The sequence below is a fragment of the Streptomyces sp. UW30 genome, from assembly GCF_008042075.1.
Classification (GTDB): Bacteria; Actinomycetota; Actinomycetes; order Streptomycetales; family Streptomycetaceae; genus Streptomyces.
In genome coordinates this window covers 562564-585823 of the sequence record NZ_RDBN01000021.1, presented here as the reverse complement: position 1 = coordinate 585823, position 23260 = coordinate 562564, and the positions used below count along the sequence as shown (strand labels likewise).

The window sequence follows — 23260 nt, the reverse complement described above, 5'->3', positions numbered from 1 at the left end:
GTTAACTGTCTGAGGTGGCGACCAGGTGGATCCGTCGTCGCGGGTGCCGGACCTGCCCGTCGCGTTGTTGGCACTCTCCAGTGGGGAGTGCCAGACCTGAGACTATGACCGCGATTAGCACTCGGTCAAGCGGAGTGCCAATCACGTCGGCGGGACCCGGGCTGTATGGCCTACAGGTAGTCCTCCAGGCGGCCCACCGTCAGCCCCCGCTGCCGGACCTCCCGCAGCAGCCTCGTCGTGCGCTCCCGCAGGGACAGGCCGGCCGGCTCACCCGAAGGGACCGACACGATGTCGCCGGCCCGCAGCCGTTCGGGGCCGTGCGCGTACGTCAGTTCGCCGTCACCCTCCAGCGCCGCACGCCACAGCACGACCGCCGTCACTCCGCAGTCGGCCGCCGCGCGCAGTGTGGTGGTGTCGTACGTGCCGTAGGGCGGGCGGAAGAGGCGGGGGCGGATGCCGAAGCGGGCGCGGAGCTTGTTCTGCTGGCCGCAGATCTCGGCACGCTGGCCGGCGTACGGCAGACCGCGCAGGGCGGCGTGGTCGAGGGTGTGGTTCTGGATCGACGCGCCGACCGAGCGCAGGCGGGCGAAGTGGCCGTAGCCCGGGCCGACCACGCTGTCGGTGAGGAACATGCTGACGGGCAGCCGCAGTTCGCGGACCATGTCGACGAAGCGGGGGTCCTTCTCGGCACCGTCGTCGTAGGTGAGGAAGACGACCTTGTCGCGGGTGCGGACGCGGTGCACGACGGGCAGCGCGTCGCCGGCCGGGTGCGGGAGCCGCCGGGCGGGCGGGGGCGGCGGCGCGGGCAGCGGGGCGCTCAGGCCCCAGCGGCGGTACGGCTGGGCCGTGTGCGCCGGGTTCTTCGCCGACCGTGCCGCCCGCTCGCCGGGTTCTCCGCGCGGGTCGGCAGGACCGGCCGACCCGGCGCAGCCGGCGAGCAGGGCGGACGTCAGGACCAGGGCGGCGAGGGCCCGCGCCCCGGAGACCGACCTCACAGGTAGTCCTCCAGCCGGGCCACCGCGTATCCCTCGGCCGTCACCTTGTTCAGGAACCGGCGGATCATGTCGGGCATTGTGCCCTTCCAGTCCTCCCGGCCCCGGAAATGACTGAGCACGATGTCACCCGGACGGATCTTCCGGTCCCACTCGCGGTACTCCCAGTGGTCGACGAACACCTCCTCGTTCCACAGGGGGACGTACCTGACGCCGCAGGACTTCGCCGCGCGCAGCGTGTTGCGGTTGTAGTTGCCGAAGGGCGGTCGGAAGAGCAGCGGGCGCTTGCCGTAGCGCTCCTCGATGACGTCCTGCATGCTGCAGATCTCGTGCTGCTGACGGCGATAGGAAAGGGACGGCAGGTAGAGGTGGTGGAGGGTGTGGTTGTTCAGGACCACGCCCCTGCGCTGCATTTTCCTGAAGTAGCCGTAGTCGTCCTCGATCAGGTAGTCGCTGAGGAAGGCGGTGTACGGCACCTTCAGATCGCTCATCATCCGCAGGAAAACCGGGTCCTTCTCGGCGCCGTCGTCGATGGTGAGGAAGACGACCCGCTCTGTGGTCGGGACGGTCGTGAAGACCGGCGGGAGGCCGAGCTCCTCGTGCCCGTCGACCTCGAAGCCGTCACGGGTGGTGATCTCCGGCTTCTTGGCCGGGGGCGCCGGGGGCGTGAGCGGGACTCGTTCCAGGCGCCAGCGTCTGGCGGCGGCGACACGGGCGGCGTGCGCGGACCGGGCGGACCGGAACTTCTTGGGGTGCGGGGTCGATGTCGCGGCCGGGGGCGGCGCCTTGTGCGGTTGCCCCCGGCCGGCGGTGGCGTCCGGGGCCTCGATCCCGCTGCCACGTCCACCGCCCACGCCGCCGCCCTGCGCGCAGCCGGACGCGATGGCGGCGACGGCGAGCACGGCGACGACTCCCCGGACACGTGCACGCCGGGCCGCCTTCGCCGCCCTGGCCCCACGACGACGACCTGCGGCGATCCCTTTTCGGAGCCTTTTGTCATTTTGTACTACTAGTCGCATGGAGCCGGATCCTGGCAGGCGCCCGCCCCGAAGCCGGGCCGACACCGCCGCAGGCGGCGGACCATCCACCGACTGGCCCACAGCGAACCGGCGATGCGCGGGCGGTACGCCGCCTGGCCGACAATGACCCGGTGAACGACCACCTCGCCTCCTTCGACTCCCTCCTCACCCCCGAGGGCCGCGCCCTCCTCGACACCGTCCGCGACACCGACCCCGCCGACGAACTCGCCGTCGCCACCAGGCTGCGCCGCGAGCACCCCGCCGAGCTTGTGTCGGCGGCGCTCGGGCAGGCGCGGCTGCGGCAGCGGGCGGTGGCGAAGTTCGGGGCGGCGGACGCGGGCCGGATGTTCTTCACGCCGAACGGGGTCGAGCAGTCGACGCGCGCGAGCGTGGCGGCGTACCGGGCCGGACGGATGAAGGAGCTGGGCATCGGCTCGGTCGCCGACCTGTGCTGCGGGATCGGGGGCGACGCCATCGCGTGGGCGCGGGCCGGGATCCGGGTGCTGGCGGTGGACCGGGATCCGGTGACGGCGGCGGCGGCACGGGCGAACATGGCGGCGCTGGGGCTCGGGGACCTGGTCGAGGTGCGCGAGGCGGACGTCACCGAGGTGGACACCACCGGCTTTGACGCCGTGTTCGTCGATCCGGCGCGGCGCGGGGGCCGCGGGAGGATCTTCGACCCCGAGGCGTACTCGCCGCCCCTGTCCTGGGCCGTCGAGGCGGCACGCAGGGCGCCGCGCGCCGCACTGAAGATCGCGCCCGGCATCCCCCACGAGGCGATCCCCGACGACGCCGAGGCCGAGTGGATCTCGGACGGCGGAGATGTGAAGGAGGCGGTGCTGTGGTTCGGCACCGACCCCGGGGCGGTGCGCGCCACCCTGCTGCCGGGCCCGCGCTCGCTGCTCGCCCGCGGCCTCCCCGACCCCGAAGTCCGGCCCGTCGGACGGTACTTGTACGAGCCCGACGGCGCCGTCATCCGCGCCCATCTGGTCGCCGACGTCGCCGACGAGCTGGACGGCGGACTGGTCGACGCGACCATCGCGTACATCACGGCGGACGAACTGCGGCCGACGCCGTATGCGACGGCGTACGAGATCACCGACCAACTTCCCTTCAACGTAAAGAAGTTGAAGGCGCTGCTGCGGGATCGAGGGGTGGGCGTCCTCACCGTCAAGAAGCGCGGCTCCGCGGTCGAGCCGGAGGAACTGCGCAAGAAGGTCAAACCGCAGGGGCCGAACTCGGCGACTGTGTTCCTGACCCGGGTGGCGGGGGCGCCGACGATGCTGGTCGGACGGCCGGCGTAGTCACGACTCGTCGCCGGCGGCCCGCTTCAGCAGCATCTCCCGCTCCCGCTCGTTGCGCGTGAGCGCCGCCGCGCGCTCGAACTCCGCCCGTGCCTGAGCCGTACGGCCGAGCCGCCGCAGCAGGTCGCCGCGCACGCTCGGCAGCAAGTGGTACTCCCGCAGGGCCGGTTCGGCGGCGATGGCGTCGACGATCTCCAGAGCAGGCTCCGGGCCGTCGGCCATCGACACGGCGACCGCACGGTTCAACTCGACCACCGGGGAGGGGGATCGGGCGGCCAGGAGGCCGTAGAGGGTGGCGATGGTCCGCCAGTCGGTCTCCTCGTACGAGTACGCGTGCGCGTGGCATGCCGCGATGGCCGCCTGGAGGGCGTACGGGCCGGGAGCGCCGGTGGCCGTGGCGTCCGCGCGGGACAGGGCCGTGATGCCGCGGGCGACGAGCATGCGGTTCCAGCGGCGGCGGTTCTGGTCCTTGAGGAGGATCGGCTCGCCGGACGGGCCGGTGCGGGCCGCCGCCCGCGACGCCTGGAACTCCAGCAGCGACGTCAGGGCGTGCACCTCCGGCTCCTTCGGCATCAGCCCCGACAGCACACGGGCCAGCCGCAGCGCGTCCTCGCACAGCGCCGGGCGCAGCCAGTCGTCGCCGGCCGTGGCGGCGTACCCCTCGTTGAAGATCAGGTAGATGACGTCGAGGACCGAGCCGAGGCGGGCCTCGCGGTCGGGGCCGTACGGGACCTCGAAGCCGACGTTCTTGGTGGCGAGCGTGCGCTTGGCGCGGACGATGCGCTGGGCGACCGTGGGTTCCGGGACCAGGAAGGCTCTGGCGATCTCCGGGGTGGTCAGGCCGCCGAGGAGGCGCAGGGTGAGGGCGATGCGGGCCTCCGGCGACAGGACCGGGTGGCAGGTGGTGAAGACGAGGCGGAGCAGGTCGTCGTCGATGTCGTCGGGGTCGGAGGGCTCCTCGGGAGGTGCCGTCGTCTCCAGGGTGCGGCCGATCTCGGCGAGCTTGCGGGCGTAGTTCTCGCGGCGGCGGATCAGGTCCACGGCGCGGTGCTTGGCGGCGGCCGTCAGCCAGGCGCCGGGGTTGTCCGGCACGCCGTCGCGCGGCCACTGCTCCAGCGCGGCGACCAGCGCGTCCTGCGCGAGTTCCTCGGCGATGCCGACGTCGCGGACTATGCGGGTGACGGCGGCGATGACGCGCGGGGACTCGATGCGGAAGACGGTCTCGACGGTCGCGGCCGGGTCGGCGGGGGCACGGCCGGTGGCTGCGGTGGGCTGGGGCTGTGATTCCACAGCCCACCATCAGACACCCGTACGGCTACGGAGCCAAGGAACCGGCTCAGCCCTCGGCGATCTCCCGCACCTCGCAGGTCACCGTCCACTCCTCGCCGTGCACCTTGACGAACCGCTTGGTCCACTCCAGGGCCTCGGCCATGTCCTTGCACTGCATGAGCGCGTAACCGCCGATGACCTCCTTGGACTCGGTGAAGGGCCCGTCGGTGACGGAGATGCTGCCGCCCTCCCAGTGCACGCGGCTGCCCTGCGCGGACGGCGTCAGTCCGGCCGTGTCGAGCATGACGCCGGCCTTGGTGATCTCTTCCAGCAGCTCGCCCATCCGCTGCATCATCTCGGGGCTCGGGCCCTCGGCGGGGGCGGTGGACTCGTCGACCTTCACGAGCGACAGGTAGCGGGGCATGGTGGCTCCTCGGTGCGGGGCCGGGTCCTTCCCGGCCTCTCACCCCTGCGTCGAACGGCGGACCGCCCGATCGACACGCTCCCCGGATTTCTTCGAGGATTCTTTTTTCTTCGAGGATTCCTTCTCACCGCCCCCGCCTCCCCTCACCGCAGCGACTCCCACAGCTCCCCCGCCTCCGGCTCCCGGGCCACCACCCGGTTGCGGTCCGACGGCGCCGGGACGACCGGCATCGTCACCGTCCGCACCGCGTCCGAGGACAGGCCGCTCAGGCTGCGGCCGAGGCTCGTCAGCTCGGTCAGGGAGTCCAGGCCGGTGTCGGTGGTCAGGCCGGCCGTCATCGCGTCGGCGACCCGGTAGAGCCGGGCCGGGTCGGTGAGGAGGGAGGTGGCGGAGATCTGGTCCACAAGGGCCTTCACCAGCTTCTGCTGGAGGCCGATGCGGCCGAGGTCGCTGCCGTCGCCTATGCCGTGCCGGGTGCGGGCCAGAGCCAACGCCTGTTCGCCGTCCAGGTGATGCGTGCCCGCCGCCAGGGTCAGGTGGCTGTCCTCGTCGTCGATGTCCTCGTCCGTCGTGACCGTGACGCCGCCCAGCGCGTCCACCAGCTTCGCGAAGCCCGAGAAGTCGATCTCGATGTAGTGGTCCATGCGGATGTTCGTGATCGACTCGACGGTCTTGACGGCGCAGACGGGGCCGCCGACCGCGTACGCGCTGTTGAACATGGAGTTGTACGCCACCTCGGTCGAACCGCCCGACGGCAGCGGGCAGGACGGCCGGGTGACCAGGGTGTCGCGCGGGATGCTGACGACCGTCGCCGCGGTGCGTCCGGCGTCGATGTGGACCACCATCGCCGTGTCCGAGCGGGCGCCGGCACTGCTGCCGCCGCCGAGCTCCTGATTCTCCTCGCCGCTGCGCGAATCCGAGCCCAGGACAAGGATGTTGAGGGATCCCGTGGGCACGGCCGAGGCCGACGGCGCCGGAGTCGTCATGCCGCTCATCGGCCGGTTGTCGCCGAGCGCGCTGTCGATGTCGACGCTCTTGATGTTGTCGTTGAGGTGCCAGTAGACCCAGCCCGCGGCCGCGGCGGCCAGGGCCAGGGTGCCCGCCAGGAGAAGGCCGGCGGCCTTGAGCACGGTCGACCGCCGGCCCCGTCCTCTACCGTCGTCCCCGTTCGTTTCCCGCCCGTTCGCGCCAAGTCCCGTCACAGGCAGGAACGTACGTCCGAATTATTACGGGCAGGGACGGCAGACCGGCTTTTCTTCGGAAATTCTCAGACTTCCCGGCGGACGGTGAAGGCCCGAAAGTTTCGCTTGGACGACCGATTGGCTTCGCAGCGCCCCGCCTTCGCCGCTAATCCGCCGTGGGCGCCCCCGTACTGCTGCGCACCACCAGGCTGGTGGCCAGCTCCACCCGCGTCGCCACCGGCGTCCCCTCCTCCCGCGCGAGGTCGAGGACCAGCTTCGCCGCCGCCTCCGCCATCTCCGTCAGCGGCTGCCGTACGGTCGTCAGCGGCGGCCCCACCCAGCGCGCGATGGGCAGATCGTCGAAGCCGACGACGCTGAGGTCCTCCGGGATGCGCAGCCCCAACTCGCGCGCGGCCTCGTACAGTCCGAGCGCCTGGAGGTCGTTGCCGGCGAAGACGGCGGTCGGCCGGTCCGGGCGGCGCAGCAGCTCAAGGCCCTGGCGGTAACCGGTCTCGTGGTGGAAGTCGCCGGGCCGGATGAGGTCCTGGTCGACGGGGAGCCCGGCCGTCTCCAGGGCGGCGCGGTAGCCGTCGACGCGGGCGCGGCTGCACATCATGCGGGACGGCCCGGTGATCGCGCCGATCCTGCGGTGCCCGAGCTCGACCAGATGCCGGGTGGCGGCGAGGCCGCCCTGCCAGTTGGTGGCCCCGATGGACGGCACGTCGGCGCCCGGGTCGCCGGCCGGGTCCATCACCACGAACGGGATCGACCGGCTGGTGAGCAGGGCGCGCTGGGACTCGTCGAGGCCGGAGAGGACGAGGATCACGCCGTGCGGGCGGCGGGCGGCGACCTGGTCGGCCCAGGTGCGGCCCGGGGTGAGCCGCCCCGCGCTCTCGCTCAGCACGACACTCAGCCCGGCGTCGCGGGCGACGTTCTCCACGCCCCGGATGACCTCCATCGCCCAGGCGCTCTCCAACTCGTGGAAGACCAGGTCGATCAGGGGCGAACGGCTCGCCTCGGCCCGCCGTCGGCGATAGCCGTGGGCGCGCAGGAGTTCCTCGACGCGGGCGCGGGTGGCCGGGGCGACGTCGGCGCGTCCGTTGAGGACCTTCGAAACAGTCGGCGCGGACACGCCGGCCTCGCGGGCGATCTCGGCGAGCGTCGCGGTCTGGGTGGACCGGCCGGTCGACGGTGGTGTCGTCCGGGTTTCACGCGTTGTGGTCCGGCTTTCGGCGGGCTCCGAGGGTGTCATGGCGGCGATCGTATCCCTGCGCGACCTCTTGACGAACCCTTCTCACCGCGCCTAGGTTCCCGGAACATTCGAGGTGAATAACGAAACATTCGCGAGAGGCTCATCCCGCGGCCGCCCCGACAGGGGTTTCCAGCCATCGCCCGGACAGGAGTTTCATGACCACCGCCCCCTGGCGCGACCCCGCCCTGCCCGCCGCCGCTCGCGTCGACGACCTCCTCTCCCGGATGACCCTGCAGGAGAAGACCGCCCAGCTGTACGGCGTGTGGGTGGGCGCCGCCACGGACGGCGAGGCACGGGCCGAGGGAGTTGCCCCGCACCAGCACGACATGACCGCCGACTACGACTGGGCCGAACTGATCACCCAGGGCCTCGGCCAGCTCACCCGCTCCTTCGGCACGGCCCCCGTCGACCCGGCGCTGGGCGCGCAGGCCCTGGCCCGCGCCCAGCGCCGCATCGCAGCCGCCGGCCGCTTCGGCATCCCCGCGGTCGCGCACGAGGAGTGCCTGGCGGGCTTCACGGCCTGGCGGGCCACGGCATACCCGGTACCGCTGGCGTGGGGAGCCACCTTCGACCCCCCGCTCATCGAGGAGATGGCCCGGCGCATCGGCGAGGACCTGCGCTCGGCCGGTGTCCACCAGGGTCTGGCGCCGGTCCTGGACGTCGTACGCGATCCGCGCTGGGGCCGGGTCGAGGAGACGATCGGCGAGGACCCGTACCTGACCGGCACGATCGGCACGGCGTACGTCCGGGGCCTGGAGTCGGCCGGCGTCATCGCGACGCTCAAGCACTTCGCCGGGTACGCGTCGTCGGCGGGCGCACGGAACCTGGCACCGGTACGGGCAGGCGTCCGGGAGTTCGCGGACATCACCCTCCCACCCTTCGAGATGGCGCTGCGCGAGGGTGGGGCGCGGTCGGTGATGGCGGCGTACAACGAGACGGACGGGGTGCCCGCGTCGGCGGACCGGGCGCTGCTGACCGAACTCCTGCGCGAGCAATGGGACTTCACGGGCACAGTGGTCGCCGACTACTTCGGCATCGGCTTCCTTCAGACCCTGCACCGGGTGGCGGGCACCCCGGCGCAGGCGGCACACGTGGCGCTGGCGGCGGGGATCGACGTGGAGCTGCCCACGCTGAAGTGCTACGGGAAGCCGCTGGTGGAGGCGGTGCGGGCGGGCGAGGTGCCGGAGGAACTGGTGGACCGCGCCGCTCGCCGCGTCCTGCTCCAGAAGTGCGAGTTGGGCCTCCTGGACGAGGACTGGACCCCGGAGCCGCGCGCGTCACACCTCGACCTGGACTCCCCCGCGAACCGGGCGCTGGCCCGCCGGGTGGCCGAGGAGTCGGTGGTCCTGCTGGACAACCCGGACGGGGTGTTGCCGCTCCCCCCGGACGCCCGGGTCGCGGTGGTGGGCCCGCGCGCCGCGGACGCCCTGGCGATGCTGGGCTGCTACTCCTTCCCCTCCCACGTCCTCACGCACCACCCCGAGGTACCGATGGGCATCGAGATCCCGACGGTCCTGGAGTCTCTCCGCGCCGAACTCCCGGACGCCAAGGTGACGTTCGCCGAAGGCTGCGGCGTGTCCGATCCGGATCCGACCGGCTTCGAGGAGGCGGTGGCCCGGGCGTCGGAGGCGGACGTGTGCCTGGCGGTGCTGGGCGATCGGGCGGGGCTGTTCGGACGGGGGACGTCGGGCGAGGGCTGCGATGCGACGGACCTGCGGCTGCCCGGGGTACAGGCCGAGCTGCTGGACGCTCTGGTGGCGACGGGCGTCCCGGTGGTGCTGGTCCTGCTGACGGGCCGTCCGTATGCGCTGGGCCGCTGGGAGGGCCGGCTGGGGGCGGTCGTCCAGGCCTTCTTCCCGGGGGAGGAGGGCGGCCCGGCGGTGGCCGGCGTGCTGTCCGGACGGGTGAATCCGTCGGGCCGGTTGCCGGTGAGTGTGCCCCGGGAGCCGGGTGGCCAGCCGTGGACGTATCTCCAGCCGCCGTTGGGGCTGGCGGGAGAGGTCAGCAATCTGGATCCGACGCCGTTGTACGCGTTCGGGCACGGGCGGTCGTACACGTCGTTCGCGTGGGAGGACTTCCAGGGCACGGCCTCGGAGATCCCGACGGACGGCACGTACGACCTCTCGCTCACCGTCCGCAACACGGGGGACCGGGCCGGCACGGAGGTCGTCCAGCTGTACCTGCACGATCCGGTGGCGTCGGTCACGCGGCCGGATGTGCGGTTGATCGGGTATCGGCGGGTGGAGCTGGAGGCGGGGGAGGCCGGCCGGATGACCTTCCGCTTCCACACCGATCTGTCGTCCTTCACGGACCGCTCGGGGCGCAGAGTGGTCGAGCCGGGGGTGCTGGAGCTACGGCTGGGGGCGTCCAGTGCGGACGTGCGGCATACGGCGCGGGTGACGCTCAACGGTGCGATACGGGAGGTGGGGTCCGACCGGAAGGTGCTGTGCGAGGTGGGAGTGTCGGCGCCGGCCCCACCAGTGGATCAGGATTCGAGCCCCACGGACTCGAACCGCCACCGATGCACAGCCCGGGCCACCAACTCCGCATCCGGCTCGGGCAGTTCGGGAAGCTCGGCATCGTAGGGCGCGTCCCACCAGGTAACAACCAACACCCGATCCCCCGCCGCCCGAAACGTCTCCCGCCGCACCGGCCGTACGGCGGGCTCCTGGGCCCGGGCCCACGCGAGCAGCTCCTCCCCCCGCCCCGAAGCCGCCCGCGCCTCCCACATCAACGCAACCGTCACGAGTACAGGTTCTCCTTGCTGACCTCGTGCACATGGTCGTGCGAGTGGGCGGTGCCCGGTACATGAGGTTCCGTCACCGGGAGTGAGGAGTCCGCCGACAGGTCCCAGCTGGACGTGGGCCGGTTGCGTGCCACCATCTCCGCGCCCAGCGCCGCCACCATCGCGCCGTTGTCCGTGCACAACTTCGGCCGTGGCACCCGGAGTTGAATGCCGGCCGCCTCGCACCGCTGCTGCGCCAGTGCCCGCAGCCGGGAGTTGGCGGCCACGCCGCCGCCGATCATCAGGTGGTCGACGCCCTCGTCCTTGCAGGCCCGTACGGCCTTGCGGGTCAGCACGTCGACGACCGCCTCCTGGAAGGAGGCCGACACGTCACGCACCGGCACCTCCTCCCCCGCCGCCCGCTTGGCCTCGATCCAGCGGGCGACCGACGTCTTGAGGCCGGAGAAGGAGAAGTCGTACGCCGCATCGCGCGGGCCGGTCAGGCCGCGCGGGAAGGCGATGGCGTTCGGGTCGCCCTCGCGGGCGTAGCGGTCGATGACCGGCCCGCCGGGGAAGCCGAGGTTGAGCACCCGGGCGATCTTGTCGAAGGCCTCGCCGGCCGCGTCGTCGATGGTCGCGCCGAGCGGCCGTACGTCCGAGGTGATGTCGGTCGACAGCAGGAGCGACGAGTGGCCGCCGGACACCAGCAGCGCCATCGTCGGCTCCGGCAGCGCGCCGTGCTCCAGCTGGTCCACGCAGATGTGGGAGGCGAGGTGGTTGACGCCGTAGAGCGGCTTGCCCAGCGCGTAGGCGTACGCCTTCGCCGCCGACACACCGACCAGCAGCGCGCCCGCCAGTCCCGGACCGGCCGTCACCGCGATGCCGTCCAGGTCACGGGCGCTCACGCCCGCCTCCTTCAGCGCACGGTCGATGGTCGGGACCATCGCCTCCAGGTGCGCCCGGGAGGCGACCTCCGGCACCACGCCGCCGAAGCGGGCGTGCTCGTCGACACTGGAGGCGACGGCGTCGGCGAGCAGAGTGGTGCCGCGGACGATGCCGACGCCGGTCTCGTCACAGGAGGTCTCGATACCGAGGACGAGGGGAACGTCACGCGAGTCAGCCATTGATCTCGGTTCCTTGTACGGAGTTTTCAGGGGCGGTCAGTCGCATCACCAGGGCGTCCACGTTCCCCGGCTGGTAGTAGCCGCGCCGAAAGCCGATGGCCTCGAAGCCGAAGCGCTCGTACAGCTTCTGCGCGCGGACGTTGTCGACACGGCACTCCAGCATCACTTCGGCGCACTCGAAGTCGGACGCGGCGCGCAGCAGTTCGGTGAGCAGACGCCCGCCGAGCCCGGTGCCCCAGTGGTCCCGGGCGACGGCGATGGTCTGGATGTCGGCGAGGTCCCCGGCGGAGGCGAGGCCGGCGTAGCCCACGACCCGGTCGGGTCCCTCGGCGACGACATAGCGCCGCGTGGCCTCGGGTCCGCGCGCATGGGCCAGCTCGGACCAGAACATGCCCCGGGACCAGGCGTCCTCGGGGAAGAGGGCCTTCTCCAGCTCCAGCACGGAGTCGATGTCCCACCAGCGCATCTCGCGCAGCGGGGGACCGCCGGGAGCGGCGGAAGGAGTCACGGGTTCGGTCACTTGGGGGTGACCACCTTGTAGTTCTTGGGGACCTGGGCGTCGGGCCGGCGCAGATACAGCGGCCGCGGCGCGGGGAGTTCCTCGCCCGCGGCCAGCTTCTCGGCGGCCAGCGCCGCGAGCGCCGCCGCCGACACGTGCTCGGGCTCGTGGGCGCTGGGGAAGGTGTCGGGGTACAGCAGCGCGCCCGCGCCTACGGCCGGCAGCCCGGCGACCTGGTCGGCGATGTCGGCGGGCCGGTCGACGGCCGGGTCGGTCAGGCGCGTACGCGAGTCGGCGTACCGCGCCCAGTAGACCTCCTTGCGCCGGGCGTCGGTCGCGACGACGAACGGGCCCTTGTCGATGTCGGCGGCGTAGGCGAGGCCGTCCAACGTGCACAGGCCGTGCACGGGGACGCCGAGGGCGAGCCCGAAGGTGTCGGCGGTCATCAGGCCGACGCGCAGCCCGGTGTACGGGCCGGGTCCGATGCCTACGACGATGCCGGTGACGGCGTCGAGTCTTTCGCCGGCCTCGGCGAGGACCCGGTCGACGGCCGGCAGCAGCAGCTCGCCGTGCCGGCGCGCGTCCACCTGGCTCGACGAGGCGATGACGTCCGTGCCGTCGTGCAGCGCGACGGTGACGGCGGGGGTGGCGGTATCCAGAGCGAGCAAGAGCACGCAAACAGCCTACGGCGCCCGCGCCCCGGGAAGCGCCGCCCCGGTCGGGCGCTTGACGGCTGCTACGGTCGGCCTGGATCACGAGGTACGACGCGAACGCTGAGGTGGGCGACGGTGGCAGGCAGCAGCTCCGGATTTGTTGCGGGGCTCACCGCGGCTGCCCTGGCGACCGTGGGCTTCCTCGCCTTCCAGGCCTCGGCGACCGTCCCGGCCGGCCTGGCCAAGCCTCGGACGGGTGACGCGCCCGGGGTGAGCACGTCCAAGGCGCCGCGCGACCGCAAGGAACCCGACGCGCTGCCCGACGGATCCGGCACCGGGCAGCGGGTCGTGTACTCGGTGGACGACGACCGGGTGTGGCTGGTCGGCGAGAGCAGCAAGGTCAAGCGCACGTTCCGCGTCACCCCCGGATCGGTCGACCCTCTCCCGGGCGTGTACACGGTCACCTCCCGCTCCAACGCGACCACCGGCACCGACGGCTCAGCCATCGAGCACGTGGTCCGCTTCGCCACCGTGGACAGCGTCACCATCGGCTTCAGCACGGTCGTCCGGGCCGCTTCGGCACCACCCGACCCGGCCCTGAAGACGGGCGGTATCCGCGAGTCGAGGGCGGAAGGCGACGCGATGTGGGACTTCGCGACGATCGGCCGACCGGTCGTCGTGATCCCTTAGGCGGCTGCTGGACGGCTGCTGGACAGCTTCTTACGCGGCTTCGCGATGCCCGTGACCGGCCGCGGCTGCCCGGGTCGTCTCCGGGTCGGGGACCCGCGGCGGGGTGGAGATCACGTTCGCGGCGGCGCCGGCCGCCAGAAGATCACGCATGGAGACGCCTGCCATCACCTGGGGCCGCGGCTGGACCTTGTTCTCCGAAGCCGGCATGGACGCCTCCTGAGGCCGGGGGCGGACGTAGTTAGGTACACCTAACTACGGACTGGATACCATGTGACCACGCACAAGACCGCGAACGCAATATCTTGCCGACGTCTTGTCGGAATGTTCATGAGCCTCAGCGGACCCACCGCCGACCCGCGACCGCTCAGGCGGTCAGGCGGACAGCACGCTCAGATCCGTCGACGCCCAGCGCTCCCCGAGCCCGGTCACCGTCACATGCCGCACCTCGTCCGTCGTGTCACCGACGGCACGGTGGATGACGACCTGGAGCCGCTCCTCGGTCAGCTCCTCGACCTTGCCCTCGCCCCACTCCACGACGATCACCGACTCGGGCAGCGAGACGTCGAGGTCGAGGTCCTCCATCTCGTCCAGGCCGCCGGACAGCCGGTAGGCGTCGACGTGGACGAGCGGCGGCCCGTCGCCGAGGGACGGGTGGACGCGGGCGATCACGAAGGTCGGGGACGTGACGGCTCCCCTGACCCCGAGCCCCTCGCCGAGCCCGCGTGTCAGCGTCGTCTTGCCCGCGCCGAGCTCCCCGCTGAGCATCACGAGGTCGCCGGCGCGCAGCAGCTTGGCGAGGCGGCGGCCCAGCTCCCGCATCTGGTCGGGAGCGGTCACGGTCAGCTCTAGGTCACCCGCGTTGTGCGGTGCTGCTGGTGCTTCCATAGCCACTAACCGTAGCCCCTGCCGGCACGGCACCCGCCCGGGTGAGCAGGTCGGCCAGACGGTCGGTGACCACTTCCGGGTGCTCCAGCATCACCAGGTGCCCGGCGTCCGGCACGAGCACCAGCTCGGCCTCCGGCAGATGGTCGGCGATGGCCTCGCTGTGCTCACTGGGCGTGACGAGATCGCCCACGCCGGCCAGGACGAGCACCGGCATGTCCGTGAAGAGGGCGAGCGACTCGGTCTTGTCGTGGTCGGCGAAGGCCGGGTAGAACTCCGCGACCACGTCGATCGGCGTGCCCTCGATCATCCGCTCGGCGAACCGGGCGACGGCCGGGTCGACGTCCCGGGACGAGAACGAGTACCGCTTGATGATCCCGGCGAACAGGTCGGCGGTGGCCCGCCGTCCCCGCTCCACCAGCTCGGCCCGCTGGCCCAGCGCCTTGAGCACGCCCGGCAGCACCCGACGCACCGCGTTCACTCCCGCGACGGGCAGCCCGAAGTTGACCTCGCCGAGCTTCCCGGACGACGTACCGACGAATGCGGTGGCGACGACGCGGTCCTGGATCAGCTCCGGATACCGGTCGGCCAGCGCCATGATCGTCATCCCGCCCATGGAGTGCCCGACCAGCACGAGCGGCCCCTGCGGCGCGGCCGCGTCGATGACGGCCTTCAGGTCGCGCCCGAGCTGCTCGATGTCGACGTGCTTGCCCTCCTGCGTCTGGGCGACGCCGCGCCCCGAGCGGCCGTGGCTGCGCTGGTCCCAGTGCACGGTGCGCACCACGCCCCTGAGCGCGGCGCGCTGGAAGTGCCAGGAGTCCTGGCTCAGGCAGTAGCCGTGGCTGAAGACGACGGTGACGGGGGCGGGTGCCTTGCGCCCGAAGAGCCGTCGGCGGCGCGGGGTGAGGGCGGGGGCTGCCTCGGGGTCGATGTCGTCGACCTCGTAGTACAGCTCGGTGCCGTCGTCGGCCTGTGCCTTGCCGGGTGTGCCGCGCAGCGAGCCGTAGGGTCCCGCCGAGTCGAGGGCGAGTCTGGCCTTCTGTCGCATGCCGCGGCCCACGGTCATCCGCTCTATGGCGACGCCGGCGGCCGCGCCGGCCGCGATCACGCCTATCGCCGCACCGGCGATGCCGGTCGCCCTGCGCCAGTTCGCGGCCGCCCCCGTGGCGGAGGCGACGGCCGCGACGGCCTCCGCACTGCTCTCGCTCACGTACCGCTCCTCTTCGCTGGGTCTGGTGGTGCCGTTGTGACGTGGGTGGTGGATGGTGCCGATGTTTCGGTCGTGCGTCCCGCTACGGGGTTACCCGTCTCGTTCCACATTCACTTAGCCGCATGCAGATGGACGCATCACATAGCCCGCATCACAGCGCCGCATCACGTGGACGCATTCCTATAGACGCGTGGAACGCGCGTTCCGATCCGGGTGACGATTTCGTATGCGATGGTGCCCGCCGCCTGGGCCCAGTCCTCGGCGGTGGGCTCACCGCGGTCGCCGGGCCCGAACAGCACGGCCTGCGCACCCGGATCGGGCTCGTCCCCGCCCAGGTCGACGACGAACTGGTCCATCGCGATCCGCCCCGCGACCGTGCGCCACTTACCGGCGACCAGCACCGGCCCGGCGCCGGAGGCGTGCCGCGGGATGCCGTCGGCGTAGCCCAGGGGGACGAGGCCGAGGGTGGTCTCGCCCGGGGTGACGTAGCGATGGCCGTAGCTGACGCCATGGCCGCCCGGCACGTGCTTGACCAGCGCGAGGGACGCCGACAGCGTCATCACGGGCCGCAGCCCGAAGTCGGCGGGGCTGCCCAGCTCGGGGCTGGGCGAGATGCCGTAGGTCGCGATGCCCGTGCGCACCAGGTCGAAGTGGCTCTCGGGGAGGGTGAGCGTGGCCGGCGAGTTCGCGATGTGCCGCACCTCGGGCCGGGCGCCCCGCTCCTCGGCGTACGCCACCATCTCCCGGAAGCGGGAGAGCTGGGCGGCGATGGAGGGATGCCCGGGCTCGTCGGCGCAGGCGAAGTGCGACCACAGCCCGGTGATGCGCAGCAGCCCGTCGGCCTCGGCCTTCAGGGCCTCGCGGACCAGCTCGGCCCAGTCGTCACCCGGTTGGCAGCCGCCCCGCCCGAGCCCGGTGTCGGCCTTGAGCTGCACCCGCGCGGGGGCGCCGACCTGCCGGGCGGCCTCGGTGACCTCCTTCAGGGCCCACATCCCGCTGACCGAGACGTCGACGTCGGCCTCGATGGCTTCCTGCCAGGGCCCGCCCGGCGTCCACAGCCAGCACATCATCCGCATGCCGCGCAGCCCGGCGGCCCGCAGCACGAGGGCCTCCTCGGGTGTCGCCGTACCCAGCCAGGTGGCGCCCGCCTCGACGGCCGCGCGGGCACACTGCTGCGCCCCGTGGCCGTACGCGTCCGACTTCACGACGGCCATCAGGGCCGCGCCCGGCGCGAGGGCGCGCAAAGTCCGCACGTTGGCCCGCAGCGCGGCCAGATCGATCTCGGCGCGGGCTCGCAGGGGCGCGGTCCGCAGGGCTGTTGTCTCTGTCATCGCGCCCCCAGTGTCTCAGAGGGGTCCGACATCGCCGCCGAGCCGGGACCCCGTCGGCCGCCGACAGGCCCTAGCCCTCGGGCCGGTGCCCCCACACGTACACCCGGTCGCCCTTCTTCAGCAGGCCCCACAGCTTGCGGGCCTCGTCGATGCGGAGGTTGACGCAGCCCATGGAGCCGACGGCGCTGAAGATGTTGCCGTAGACGCCGTGCAGGGCCTGGCCCCCGCTGAAGAACTGGGAGTAGGGCATGGGGCTGTTGTACAGCGTCGACACGTGGTTCTTGTGCCGCCAGTAGATCCGGTGCATGCCGCCCCGCGTGCCGTATCCCTCCCGCCCGCTGCGCACGTGCACGGGCCCGTACACGACCTTCTTGCCGTTCTGTACCCAGGCCAGCTGCCGGTCGAGATCGACGCAGGCCACGAGGTACGACCGCTCCGGGCACTTCTTGGCGGCGTTGGGGTTCTTCTTGGCGGAGGTGAGCTGCATGGTGGCCCATGTCACAGGACCGGCGTACCCGATGGCGGGCTTGATCCGGTGCTTCTTCTGGAAGGCGCGGATGGCCCGGCAGTCCGCCTCCGACTGCTCCCCGTCCACCTTCACCTTCAGCCATCCCTCGACCTGCCGCTGGCGGGGCCCCTCCCACTCACTGCACTCCACGTCGCCGAGGGCGTCCATGGGATGGACCTCCTCCACGAGGTCGTACATCCCGACGGCCGCTTCCCGCGGCTCGACGGCCTCTTCCTCGGGACTGGGTGTGTACACCTTCGGGGGCATGGCCTGGTCGGGTGTGTCGATCGGCTGCTGCCAGAGCGAGAGCGCGTTCAAAGGGATGCCGGGCACGAGTTCCGTCTGCGACCCGGAGGCCGGGGGCACGGGGTCCTCGGGGTCGGCCGAGGCACTGCCGATGGGCAACAGGGCGGCCCCTGCGAGCAGCACGGCGATGCTCCGGCCTGCGATACGTCCGCTGATCATGGGCACAGGGAAGCGTGGGGGCCCGCCCCTTCGGGAGGCGCCGCGCTGCGGGGTCACTCTTTCGAGGGCCCATTTTCGAGGACCCATAAGGTGCTCGGCATGAGCATCATCGGGGTCGGTATCGACGTGGCCGAGATCGACAGGTTCGAAGCGGCACTGGAGCGCACACCCGGGCTGGCCGAACGGCTGTTCCTGGAGAGCGAGTTGCTGCTGCCCAGCGGGGACCGCCGGGGCGTCGCCTCGCTCGCGGCCCGCTTCGCCGCCAAGGAGGCCCTCGCCAAGGCGCTGGGCGCACCGGCGGGCCTGCTCTGGACGGACGCCGAGGTCTACGTCGAGGACAGCGGCCGGCCCCGCCTGCGGGTGACGGGGACGGTGGCGGCCCGCGCGGCCGAACTCGGCGTGCGGTCCTGGCATGTGTCGCTGAGCCATGACGCCGGGGTGGCGTCGGCGGTGGTCGTGGCGGAGGCCTGAGCCGAAAGCCACGGCAAAGCATCAATGGATGCGACGTGCCTCGCCCCGTGCGCGAGACTCGATCGCATGCGGACTGCGTACGGCGTGGAGACGGTAAGGGCGGCCGAACGGGAGCTGATGGCACGGCTCCCGGACGGGACGCTGATGCAGCGGGCGGCGGCCGGACTCGCCGCGGCCTGCGCGGATCTGCTGGGCCGGGTGTACGGCAGCCGGGTCGTGCTGCTGATCGGCAGCGGCGACAACGGCGGCGACGCCCTGTACGCCGGCGCCCGGCTGGCGAGGCGCGGAGCGGGAGTGTCGGCGGTGCTGCTGTCGCCGGACCGGGCGCATGCCGAGGGCCTGGCGGCGCTGCGGCGGGCAGGCGGCCGCCCGGTCGGCATCGACGCGGCCGAGGAACTGCTCGACCGCGCGGACCTGATCCTGGACGGCATCGTCGGCATCGGCGGCAAGGGCGGCCTGCGACCGGAGGCGGTACCACTGGCGGACGCGGCAGCGCGGTCGAGGGCCGCGGTCGTCGCCGTGGATCTGCCGAGCGGCGTGGACGTCGACACGGGCGAGGTACGCGGCGCGGCGATGCGGGCCGACCTCACCGTCACCTTCGGCACGCACAAGCCGGGCCTGCTGATCGATCCGGCGCGGGAGTACGCCGGTGTGGTGCGGTTGGTGGACATCGGACTGGCGCTGCCGGCGGACGCGGTGGAGCTGGAGGCACTCCAACACGCGGACGTGGCAAGGCTGTTGCCGCTCCCCGCGGCGGAGTCGGACAAGTACCGGCGAGGCGTCGTCGGCATCGCGGCCGGCTCGCCGCGCTACCCGGGCGCGGCCGTACTGGCCGTGGCGGGCGCGCTGCGGGGCGGGGCGGGGGCCGTACGGTACGTCGGCCCGGCCGGGGACGCGGTGATCTCCCGGTTCCCCGAGACGCTGGTGTCGGACCGGGGACCGAAGAAGGCGGGGCGTGTGCAGGCCTGGGTCGTCGGCCCGGGCGCCGGGGACGACGCGGCGACCGTGGCGGAGGTGCTGGCGACGGACGTACCGGTGCTGCTCGACGCGGACGGGCTGCGGCTGGCGGACGCGGAGGCGGTACGGGGCCGTTCGGCACCGACCCTGATGACCCCGCACGCCGGGGAGGCGGCGGCGCTGCTCGGTGTCTCCCGGGAGGAGGTCGAGGGGGCCCGGCTGGCTTCGGTACGGGAGTTGGCGGCGCGGTATGCGGCGACCGTGCTGTTGAAGGGTTCGACGACGCTGGTGGCGGACGCGGGCGGCACCGGAGCCGTCCGGGTGAACCCGACGGGAACGTCATGGCTGGCGACGGCCGGCAGCGGCGATGTGCTGTCGGGATTGGCGGGATCACTGCTGGCGACGGGGCTCCCGGCATTCGATGCTGCGAGCGTGGCGGCGTACCTCCACGGCCTGTCGGCGAGATTCACGTCGGACGGGGCGCCGTTGGGGGCGCACGACGTGGCTGAGGGGATTCCGGATGCCTGGCGGGATGTACGAGGTTGAGGGGAACGCGTCAGCACACCGGGGAGGGACGTTTCCACGCCGGGTTCCTGGCGGGACGTACGGGGTTGAGCCGAGCGCGTCGGAACGCCGGGGACCGGCGAAACTGACGTACGGGATTGAGGCCGGCGCGTCGGGACGCCGGGGACCGGCGCTTCTCTGCCGGATGCCCGGTGAGACGTACGGGATCGACGCCAGCGCATCGGGACGCCAGGGACCGGCGAATCTGCACCGGATGCCCGGTGGGACCTACAGGGCTGAGACCAGCGCGTCAGGACGCCAGGGACCGGCGAATCTCTGCCGGATGCCCGGCCGGACGTACGGGATTGAGGCCGGCGCATCGGGACGCCAGGGACCGGCGAATCTCTGCCGGATGCCCGGCCGGACGTACGGGATTGAGGCCGGCGCATCGGGACGCCGGGGACCGGCGAATCTGCACCGATTGCCCGGCGAGACCTACAGGGCTGAGACCAGCGCGTCAGGACGCCAGGGACCGGCGGTTCTCTGCCGGATGCCGGCGGGACGTACGAGATCGAGGCGAGCGCGTTAGGACGCCGGGGACCGGCGAATCCGGACCGGATGCCCGGCGAGACCTACAGGGCTGAGGCCGGTGCGTCGGGGCGCCGGCGGCCGGTGATTGTGTGCCGGGCACCCGGCCGGGCCGTCGTATGAGGGCGGTCGTCGTGGGGGCGGGTATCGGTGGACTGGCCGCGACGCTGAGTCTGCGCCGGGCGGGTTGGGAGGTCGTGCTCGTCGAGCAGACACCCCGCTTCGCCGAGGTCGGCGCCGGCATCCAGCTCGCGCCGAACGCCACGCGGGTGCTGCGCCGGCTGGACGTGCTCGACGCGGTCGCCGCGCAGGCCTCCCACCCCTCCCACGTCAGCTTCCGCACCTGGTCCGACGGGTCGGAGATCTGCCGCTACACGACGGGCCGCGAGGCCGAGGAGGAGTTCGGGGGACCGTACCTGCTGCTCCACCGCGCCGATCTGCACCAGGCCCTGGCCGCCGCGGTACCGCCCGAGTCCGTGCGCCTGGACACGACGGTCGTCGACATCACCCAGGACGACGACTGCGCGCACGTCACGACGGCGACCGATGAACGCCTGCGCGCGGACCTGGTGGTGGCCGCGGACGGCATCCGCTCCGCCGCCCGCCAGTGGCTCTTCGGCAAGGACGAGGCGGTCTTCTCGGGAACCGCCGCGTACCGGGCCCTGCTCCCGTCCGCCGAGGTGGCCGACCTGGGTCTCCCCCCGCTCGGCGTCTGGCTCGGCCCGGACCGCCACTTCGTCCACTACTGGGTACGCCGCGGCGAACTGCTCAACATCGTGGGCGTGTTCGCCACGAAGGCGGCGGCACAGGAGTCCTGGACCGCTCGGGCGGAACCCGGAGAGCAGCTGCGCGAGTTCGCGGGCTGGGACTCCCGGGTCCTGAGCGTCCTCGAACGCGCAGGCCAGGTGCTCCGCTACGGCATCTACACCCGGGCCCCGCTGGCCCGTTGGAACGTGGGCCGGGTGACCCTCCTCGGCGACAGCGCCCATGCGATGACCCCGTTCCAGGCCCAGGGCGCGGCCCAGGCGATCCTGGACGCGGCGGCCCTGGGAGACGCCGTCACGGGCACGACGTCGGCCGAAGTCCCCTGCGCCCTCGACCGCTACGTCGGCCGCCGGCTCCCGACCGCCACGAGCACGCAGGCCGGCTCGACCCAGGCGGGCAGGGACTTCCACCTGCCGGACGGCCCGGAGGCCGAGGCGAGAAACGCGCGCATGGTGGCGCACGCGGCGGAGAACAGGTTCATGCCGCAGGCGGCGGCGTGGAGGAGGGACGGACCGGACGACGGGCCGAGGCGCTGAGTCCGCTCACTCCACCGTCACGGACTTCGCGAGGTTCCGAGGCTGATCCACCTCGTTGCCCCGGGCGGTGGCCAGCTCGCATGCGAAGACCTGCAACGGCACCGTCGCCACCATCGGCTGAAGCAACGTCGGTGTGGCCGGAATCCGGATCAGGTGATCCGCGTACGGCACCACCGCCTCGTCCCGCTCCTCCGCGATGACGATCGTCCGCGCACCCCGGGCCCGAATCTCCTGGATGTTGGACACGATCTTGTCGTGCAGAACCGACCGTCCCCGAGGCGAAGGCACCACGACAACCACCGGCAGATCGTCCTCGATCAGAGCGATCGGCCCATGCTTCAACTCCCCCGCCGCAAACCCCTCGGCATGCATATAGGCGAGCTCCTTCAGCTTCAGCGCCCCCTCCAGCGCCACCGGATATCCCACATGCCGCCCGAGGAACAGCACCGTCTTCTTCGCGGCCAGCGACCGCGCCAGCTCCCGCACCGGCTCCATGGTCTCCAGCACCCGCTCCACCTCACCGGAGATGTGCGACAGATCCCGGATGACGGCCCCGATCTCGTCACCCCACTTGGTGCCCCGCACCTGCCCCAGATACAGCGCGACGAGATAACAGGCCACCAACTGCGTCAGAAAGGCCTTCGTCGAGGCAACGGCGACCTCGGGCCCGGCATGCGTGTACAGCACCGCATCCGACTCACGCGGAATCGTCGACCCGTTGGTGTTGCAGATCGCCAGCACCCTGGCGCCCTGCTCGCGGGCGTGCCGTAGCGCCATGAGGGTGTCCATGGTTTCGCCGGACTGGGAGATGGCGATGACGAGGGTCTGCTGATCGAGGATCGGATCCCGGTACCGGAACTCACTGGCCAGCTCCACCTCGCACGGAACCCGGGTCCAGTGCTCGATGGCGTACTTGGCGATCAACCCGGCGTGAAAGGCCGTACCGCAGGCGACGATGACGACCTTGTCGACTTCCCGCAGCTCGGAGGCGCTGATCCGCACCTCGTCCAGCGTCAGCGAACCGGACGCGTCGATGCGCCCCAGCAACGTATCGGCGACCGCCTTGGGCTGCTCGGCGATCTCCTTGAGCATGAAGTAGTCATAGCCCCCCTTTTCCGCGGCGGCGGCGTCCCAGTCGATGCGATACGACCGCACCTGCGCCGGACGCCCGTCGAACCCGGTGACGGTCACCCCGTCCCGCCGCAGCTCCACGACCTGGTCCTGCCCCAGCTCGATCGCCGACCGCGTGTGGTCGATGAACGCGGCGACGTCCGAGGCGAGAAAGGCCTCACCCTCCCCAACGCCCACCACGAGCGGCGAGTTCCGTCGCGCCCCGACGACCACATCCGGGTCATCGGCGTGCACCGCGACGAGCGTGAACGCACCGTCCAGCCGCCGGCACACCAGCCGCATGGCCTCGGCGAGATCGGCACAGACGGAGAACTCCTCGGCCAGCAGATGCGCGACGACCTCGGTGTCGGTCTCGGAGGCCAGCTCGTGCCCCCGCTCCTCCAACTCGGCGCGCAGAGAGGCGAAGTTCTCGATGATCCCGTTGTGCACGACGGCCACCCGTCCGGCATTGTCGAGATGCGGATGCGCATTCGCGTCGGTCGGCCCCCCGTGCGTGGCCCACCGTGTATGCCCGATCCCCGTGGTCCCGGTCGCCAACGGCCGCTGCGTCAACTCCTTCTCCAGATTGACCAGCTTGCCCGCCTTCTTCGCGGCAGCCAGCCCCCCGTCCGCGAGCACGGCAACCCCCGCCGAGTCGTACCCCCGGTACTCCAGCCGCCTCAGCCCGGCCGTCACAACCTCAAGCGCCGACTGCGACCCCACGTATCCCACGATTCCGCACATGCGCGGCAGCCTACGACCAAATCAGCGCCCGAAAGGGCAACAGCGTGCCCGAAATCG

Annotated in this window: 22 protein-coding genes; 6 read left to right on the top strand and 16 right to left on the bottom strand. The window is 72.0% G+C overall.

The window, feature by feature from the left end:
* Positions 1 to 170 precede the first annotated feature (170 nt).
* Together EAO75_RS13190 and EAO75_RS13185 are read right to left on the bottom strand one after the other, a co-directional pair.
* Entirely contained in the window at positions 171 to 995 is an 825-nt protein-coding gene (locus tag EAO75_RS13190) for a polysaccharide deacetylase family protein (RefSeq protein WP_147995202.1), read from the bottom strand.
* Positions 992 to 2011 (bottom strand): polysaccharide deacetylase family protein, encoded by a 1020-nt coding sequence (locus EAO75_RS13185; RefSeq protein WP_147995201.1) that lies wholly within the window; start codon positions 2009 to 2011, stop codon positions 992 to 994. The genes EAO75_RS13190 and EAO75_RS13185 overlap by 4 nt, the downstream gene beginning before the upstream one ends.
* 131 nt (positions 2012 to 2142) lie before the next feature.
* On the opposite strand from EAO75_RS13185, the gene EAO75_RS13180 reads away from it, so the two are divergent.
* Entirely contained in the window at positions 2143 to 3315 is a 1173-nt protein-coding gene (locus tag EAO75_RS13180; protein ID WP_147995200.1) for a class I SAM-dependent methyltransferase, read from the top strand.
* On the opposite strand, the gene EAO75_RS13175 is transcribed toward EAO75_RS13180, so the two are convergent.
* From EAO75_RS13175 to EAO75_RS13160, 4 genes are all read right to left on the bottom strand, one after another.
* Positions 3316 to 4605, bottom strand: a complete 1290-nt coding sequence (locus tag EAO75_RS13175) for an RNA polymerase sigma factor (RefSeq protein ID WP_147995199.1) — start codon at positions 4603 to 4605, stop codon at positions 3316 to 3318.
* 46 nt (positions 4606 to 4651) lie between these two features.
* On the bottom strand, positions 4652 to 5008 hold the full coding sequence (locus tag EAO75_RS13170) for a YciI family protein (RefSeq protein WP_147995198.1): 357 nt from the start codon (positions 5006 to 5008) through the stop codon (positions 4652 to 4654).
* Positions 5009 to 5151: 143 nt separating this feature from the next.
* The gene (locus tag EAO75_RS13165; protein ID WP_261989257.1) at positions 5152 to 6138 is read right to left on the bottom strand and encodes an LCP family protein; all 987 of its coding nucleotides are present in this window, start codon (positions 6136 to 6138) and stop codon (positions 5152 to 5154) included.
* A 217-nt stretch (positions 6139 to 6355) separates the two neighbouring features.
* Positions 6356 to 7441, bottom strand: coding sequence for a LacI family DNA-binding transcriptional regulator (locus tag EAO75_RS13160; RefSeq protein ID WP_147995196.1), 1086 nt, complete (start codon positions 7439 to 7441; stop codon positions 6356 to 6358).
* Between the two features lie 155 nt (positions 7442 to 7596).
* On the opposite strand from EAO75_RS13160, the gene EAO75_RS13155 reads away from it, so the two are divergent.
* Positions 7597 to 10026: a glycoside hydrolase family 3 N-terminal domain-containing protein gene (locus EAO75_RS13155; protein WP_147995195.1), complete on the top strand. Its 2430-nt coding sequence runs from the start codon at positions 7597 to 7599 to the stop codon at positions 10024 to 10026.
* On the opposite strand, the gene EAO75_RS47245 is transcribed toward EAO75_RS13155, so the two are convergent.
* The 4 genes from EAO75_RS47245 to tsaB are packed head-to-tail and all read right to left on the bottom strand — an operon-like array spanning position 9927 to position 12463.
* The gene (locus EAO75_RS47245) at positions 9927 to 10187 is read right to left on the bottom strand and encodes a hypothetical protein (RefSeq protein ID WP_147995194.1); all 261 of its coding nucleotides are present in this window, start codon (positions 10185 to 10187) and stop codon (positions 9927 to 9929) included. The genes EAO75_RS13155 and EAO75_RS47245 overlap by 100 nt on opposite strands.
* Positions 10184 to 11290: a tRNA (adenosine(37)-N6)-threonylcarbamoyltransferase complex transferase subunit TsaD gene (gene tsaD / locus EAO75_RS13145; RefSeq protein WP_147995193.1), complete on the bottom strand. Its 1107-nt coding sequence runs from the start codon at positions 11288 to 11290 to the stop codon at positions 10184 to 10186. The genes EAO75_RS47245 and tsaD overlap by 4 nt, the downstream gene beginning before the upstream one ends.
* Positions 11283 to 11756 (bottom strand): ribosomal protein S18-alanine N-acetyltransferase, encoded by a 474-nt coding sequence (rimI, locus tag EAO75_RS13140; protein ID WP_147995276.1) that lies wholly within the window; start codon positions 11754 to 11756, stop codon positions 11283 to 11285. Before rimI ends, tsaD begins: the two co-directional genes overlap by 8 nt.
* A gap of 50 nt (positions 11757 to 11806) precedes the next feature.
* Positions 11807 to 12463 (bottom strand): tRNA (adenosine(37)-N6)-threonylcarbamoyltransferase complex dimerization subunit type 1 TsaB, encoded by a 657-nt coding sequence (tsaB, locus tag EAO75_RS13135; RefSeq protein WP_147995192.1) that lies wholly within the window; start codon positions 12461 to 12463, stop codon positions 11807 to 11809.
* Positions 12464 to 12577: 114 nt separating this feature from the next.
* Between tsaB and EAO75_RS13130 the strand changes: the two genes are divergently transcribed.
* Positions 12578 to 13132, top strand: coding sequence for a hypothetical protein (locus EAO75_RS13130; protein WP_147995191.1), 555 nt, complete (start codon positions 12578 to 12580; stop codon positions 13130 to 13132).
* Between the two features lie 30 nt (positions 13133 to 13162).
* Here EAO75_RS13130 and EAO75_RS45775 read toward each other — a convergent pair whose 3' ends face one another.
* The 5 genes from EAO75_RS45775 to EAO75_RS13110 all read right to left on the bottom strand — a co-directional run bounded on the left by EAO75_RS45775 (position 13163) and on the right by EAO75_RS13110 (position 17528).
* On the bottom strand, positions 13163 to 13339 hold the full coding sequence (locus tag EAO75_RS45775) for a hypothetical protein (protein WP_187284413.1): 177 nt from the start codon (positions 13337 to 13339) through the stop codon (positions 13163 to 13165).
* Between the two features lie 165 nt (positions 13340 to 13504).
* A complete protein-coding gene (gene tsaE, locus EAO75_RS13125; RefSeq protein ID WP_147995190.1) occupies positions 13505 to 14017 on the bottom strand; it encodes a tRNA (adenosine(37)-N6)-threonylcarbamoyltransferase complex ATPase subunit type 1 TsaE in 513 nt (170 codons plus the stop codon).
* Positions 13983 to 15224, bottom strand: a complete 1242-nt coding sequence (locus EAO75_RS13120; RefSeq protein ID WP_147995189.1) for an alpha/beta fold hydrolase — start codon at positions 15222 to 15224, stop codon at positions 13983 to 13985. Before EAO75_RS13120 ends, tsaE begins: the two co-directional genes overlap by 35 nt.
* 164 nt (positions 15225 to 15388) lie before the next feature.
* Entirely contained in the window at positions 15389 to 16555 is a 1167-nt protein-coding gene (alr, locus tag EAO75_RS13115; protein ID WP_147995188.1) for an alanine racemase, read from the bottom strand.
* 70 nt (positions 16556 to 16625) lie between these two features.
* Positions 16626 to 17528, bottom strand: a complete 903-nt coding sequence (locus EAO75_RS13110; RefSeq protein ID WP_147995187.1) for a L,D-transpeptidase family protein — start codon at positions 17526 to 17528, stop codon at positions 16626 to 16628.
* 99 nt (positions 17529 to 17627) lie between these two features.
* Here EAO75_RS13110 and EAO75_RS13105 point away from each other — a divergent pair, with 99 nt between their 5' ends.
* From EAO75_RS13105 to EAO75_RS13095, 3 genes are all read left to right on the top strand, one after another.
* Positions 17628 to 17999 (top strand): holo-ACP synthase, encoded by a 372-nt coding sequence (locus tag EAO75_RS13105; RefSeq protein ID WP_147995186.1) that lies wholly within the window; start codon positions 17628 to 17630, stop codon positions 17997 to 17999.
* A 66-nt stretch (positions 18000 to 18065) separates the two neighbouring features.
* On the top strand, positions 18066 to 19502 hold the full coding sequence (locus EAO75_RS13100; protein WP_147995185.1) for an NAD(P)H-hydrate dehydratase: 1437 nt from the start codon (positions 18066 to 18068) through the stop codon (positions 19500 to 19502).
* 665 nt (positions 19503 to 20167) lie between these two features.
* Positions 20168 to 21349, top strand: a complete 1182-nt coding sequence (locus EAO75_RS13095; RefSeq protein WP_147995184.1) for an FAD-dependent monooxygenase — start codon at positions 20168 to 20170, stop codon at positions 21347 to 21349.
* Between the two features lie 6 nt (positions 21350 to 21355).
* On the opposite strand, the gene glmS is transcribed toward EAO75_RS13095, so the two are convergent.
* Positions 21356 to 23203 carry a glutamine--fructose-6-phosphate transaminase (isomerizing) gene (gene glmS / locus EAO75_RS13090; protein ID WP_147995183.1) on the bottom strand — a complete coding sequence of 616 codons (1848 nt, stop codon included), beginning with the start codon at positions 23201 to 23203 and terminating at the stop codon, positions 21356 to 21358.
* Positions 23204 to 23260: the final 57 nt, after the last annotated feature.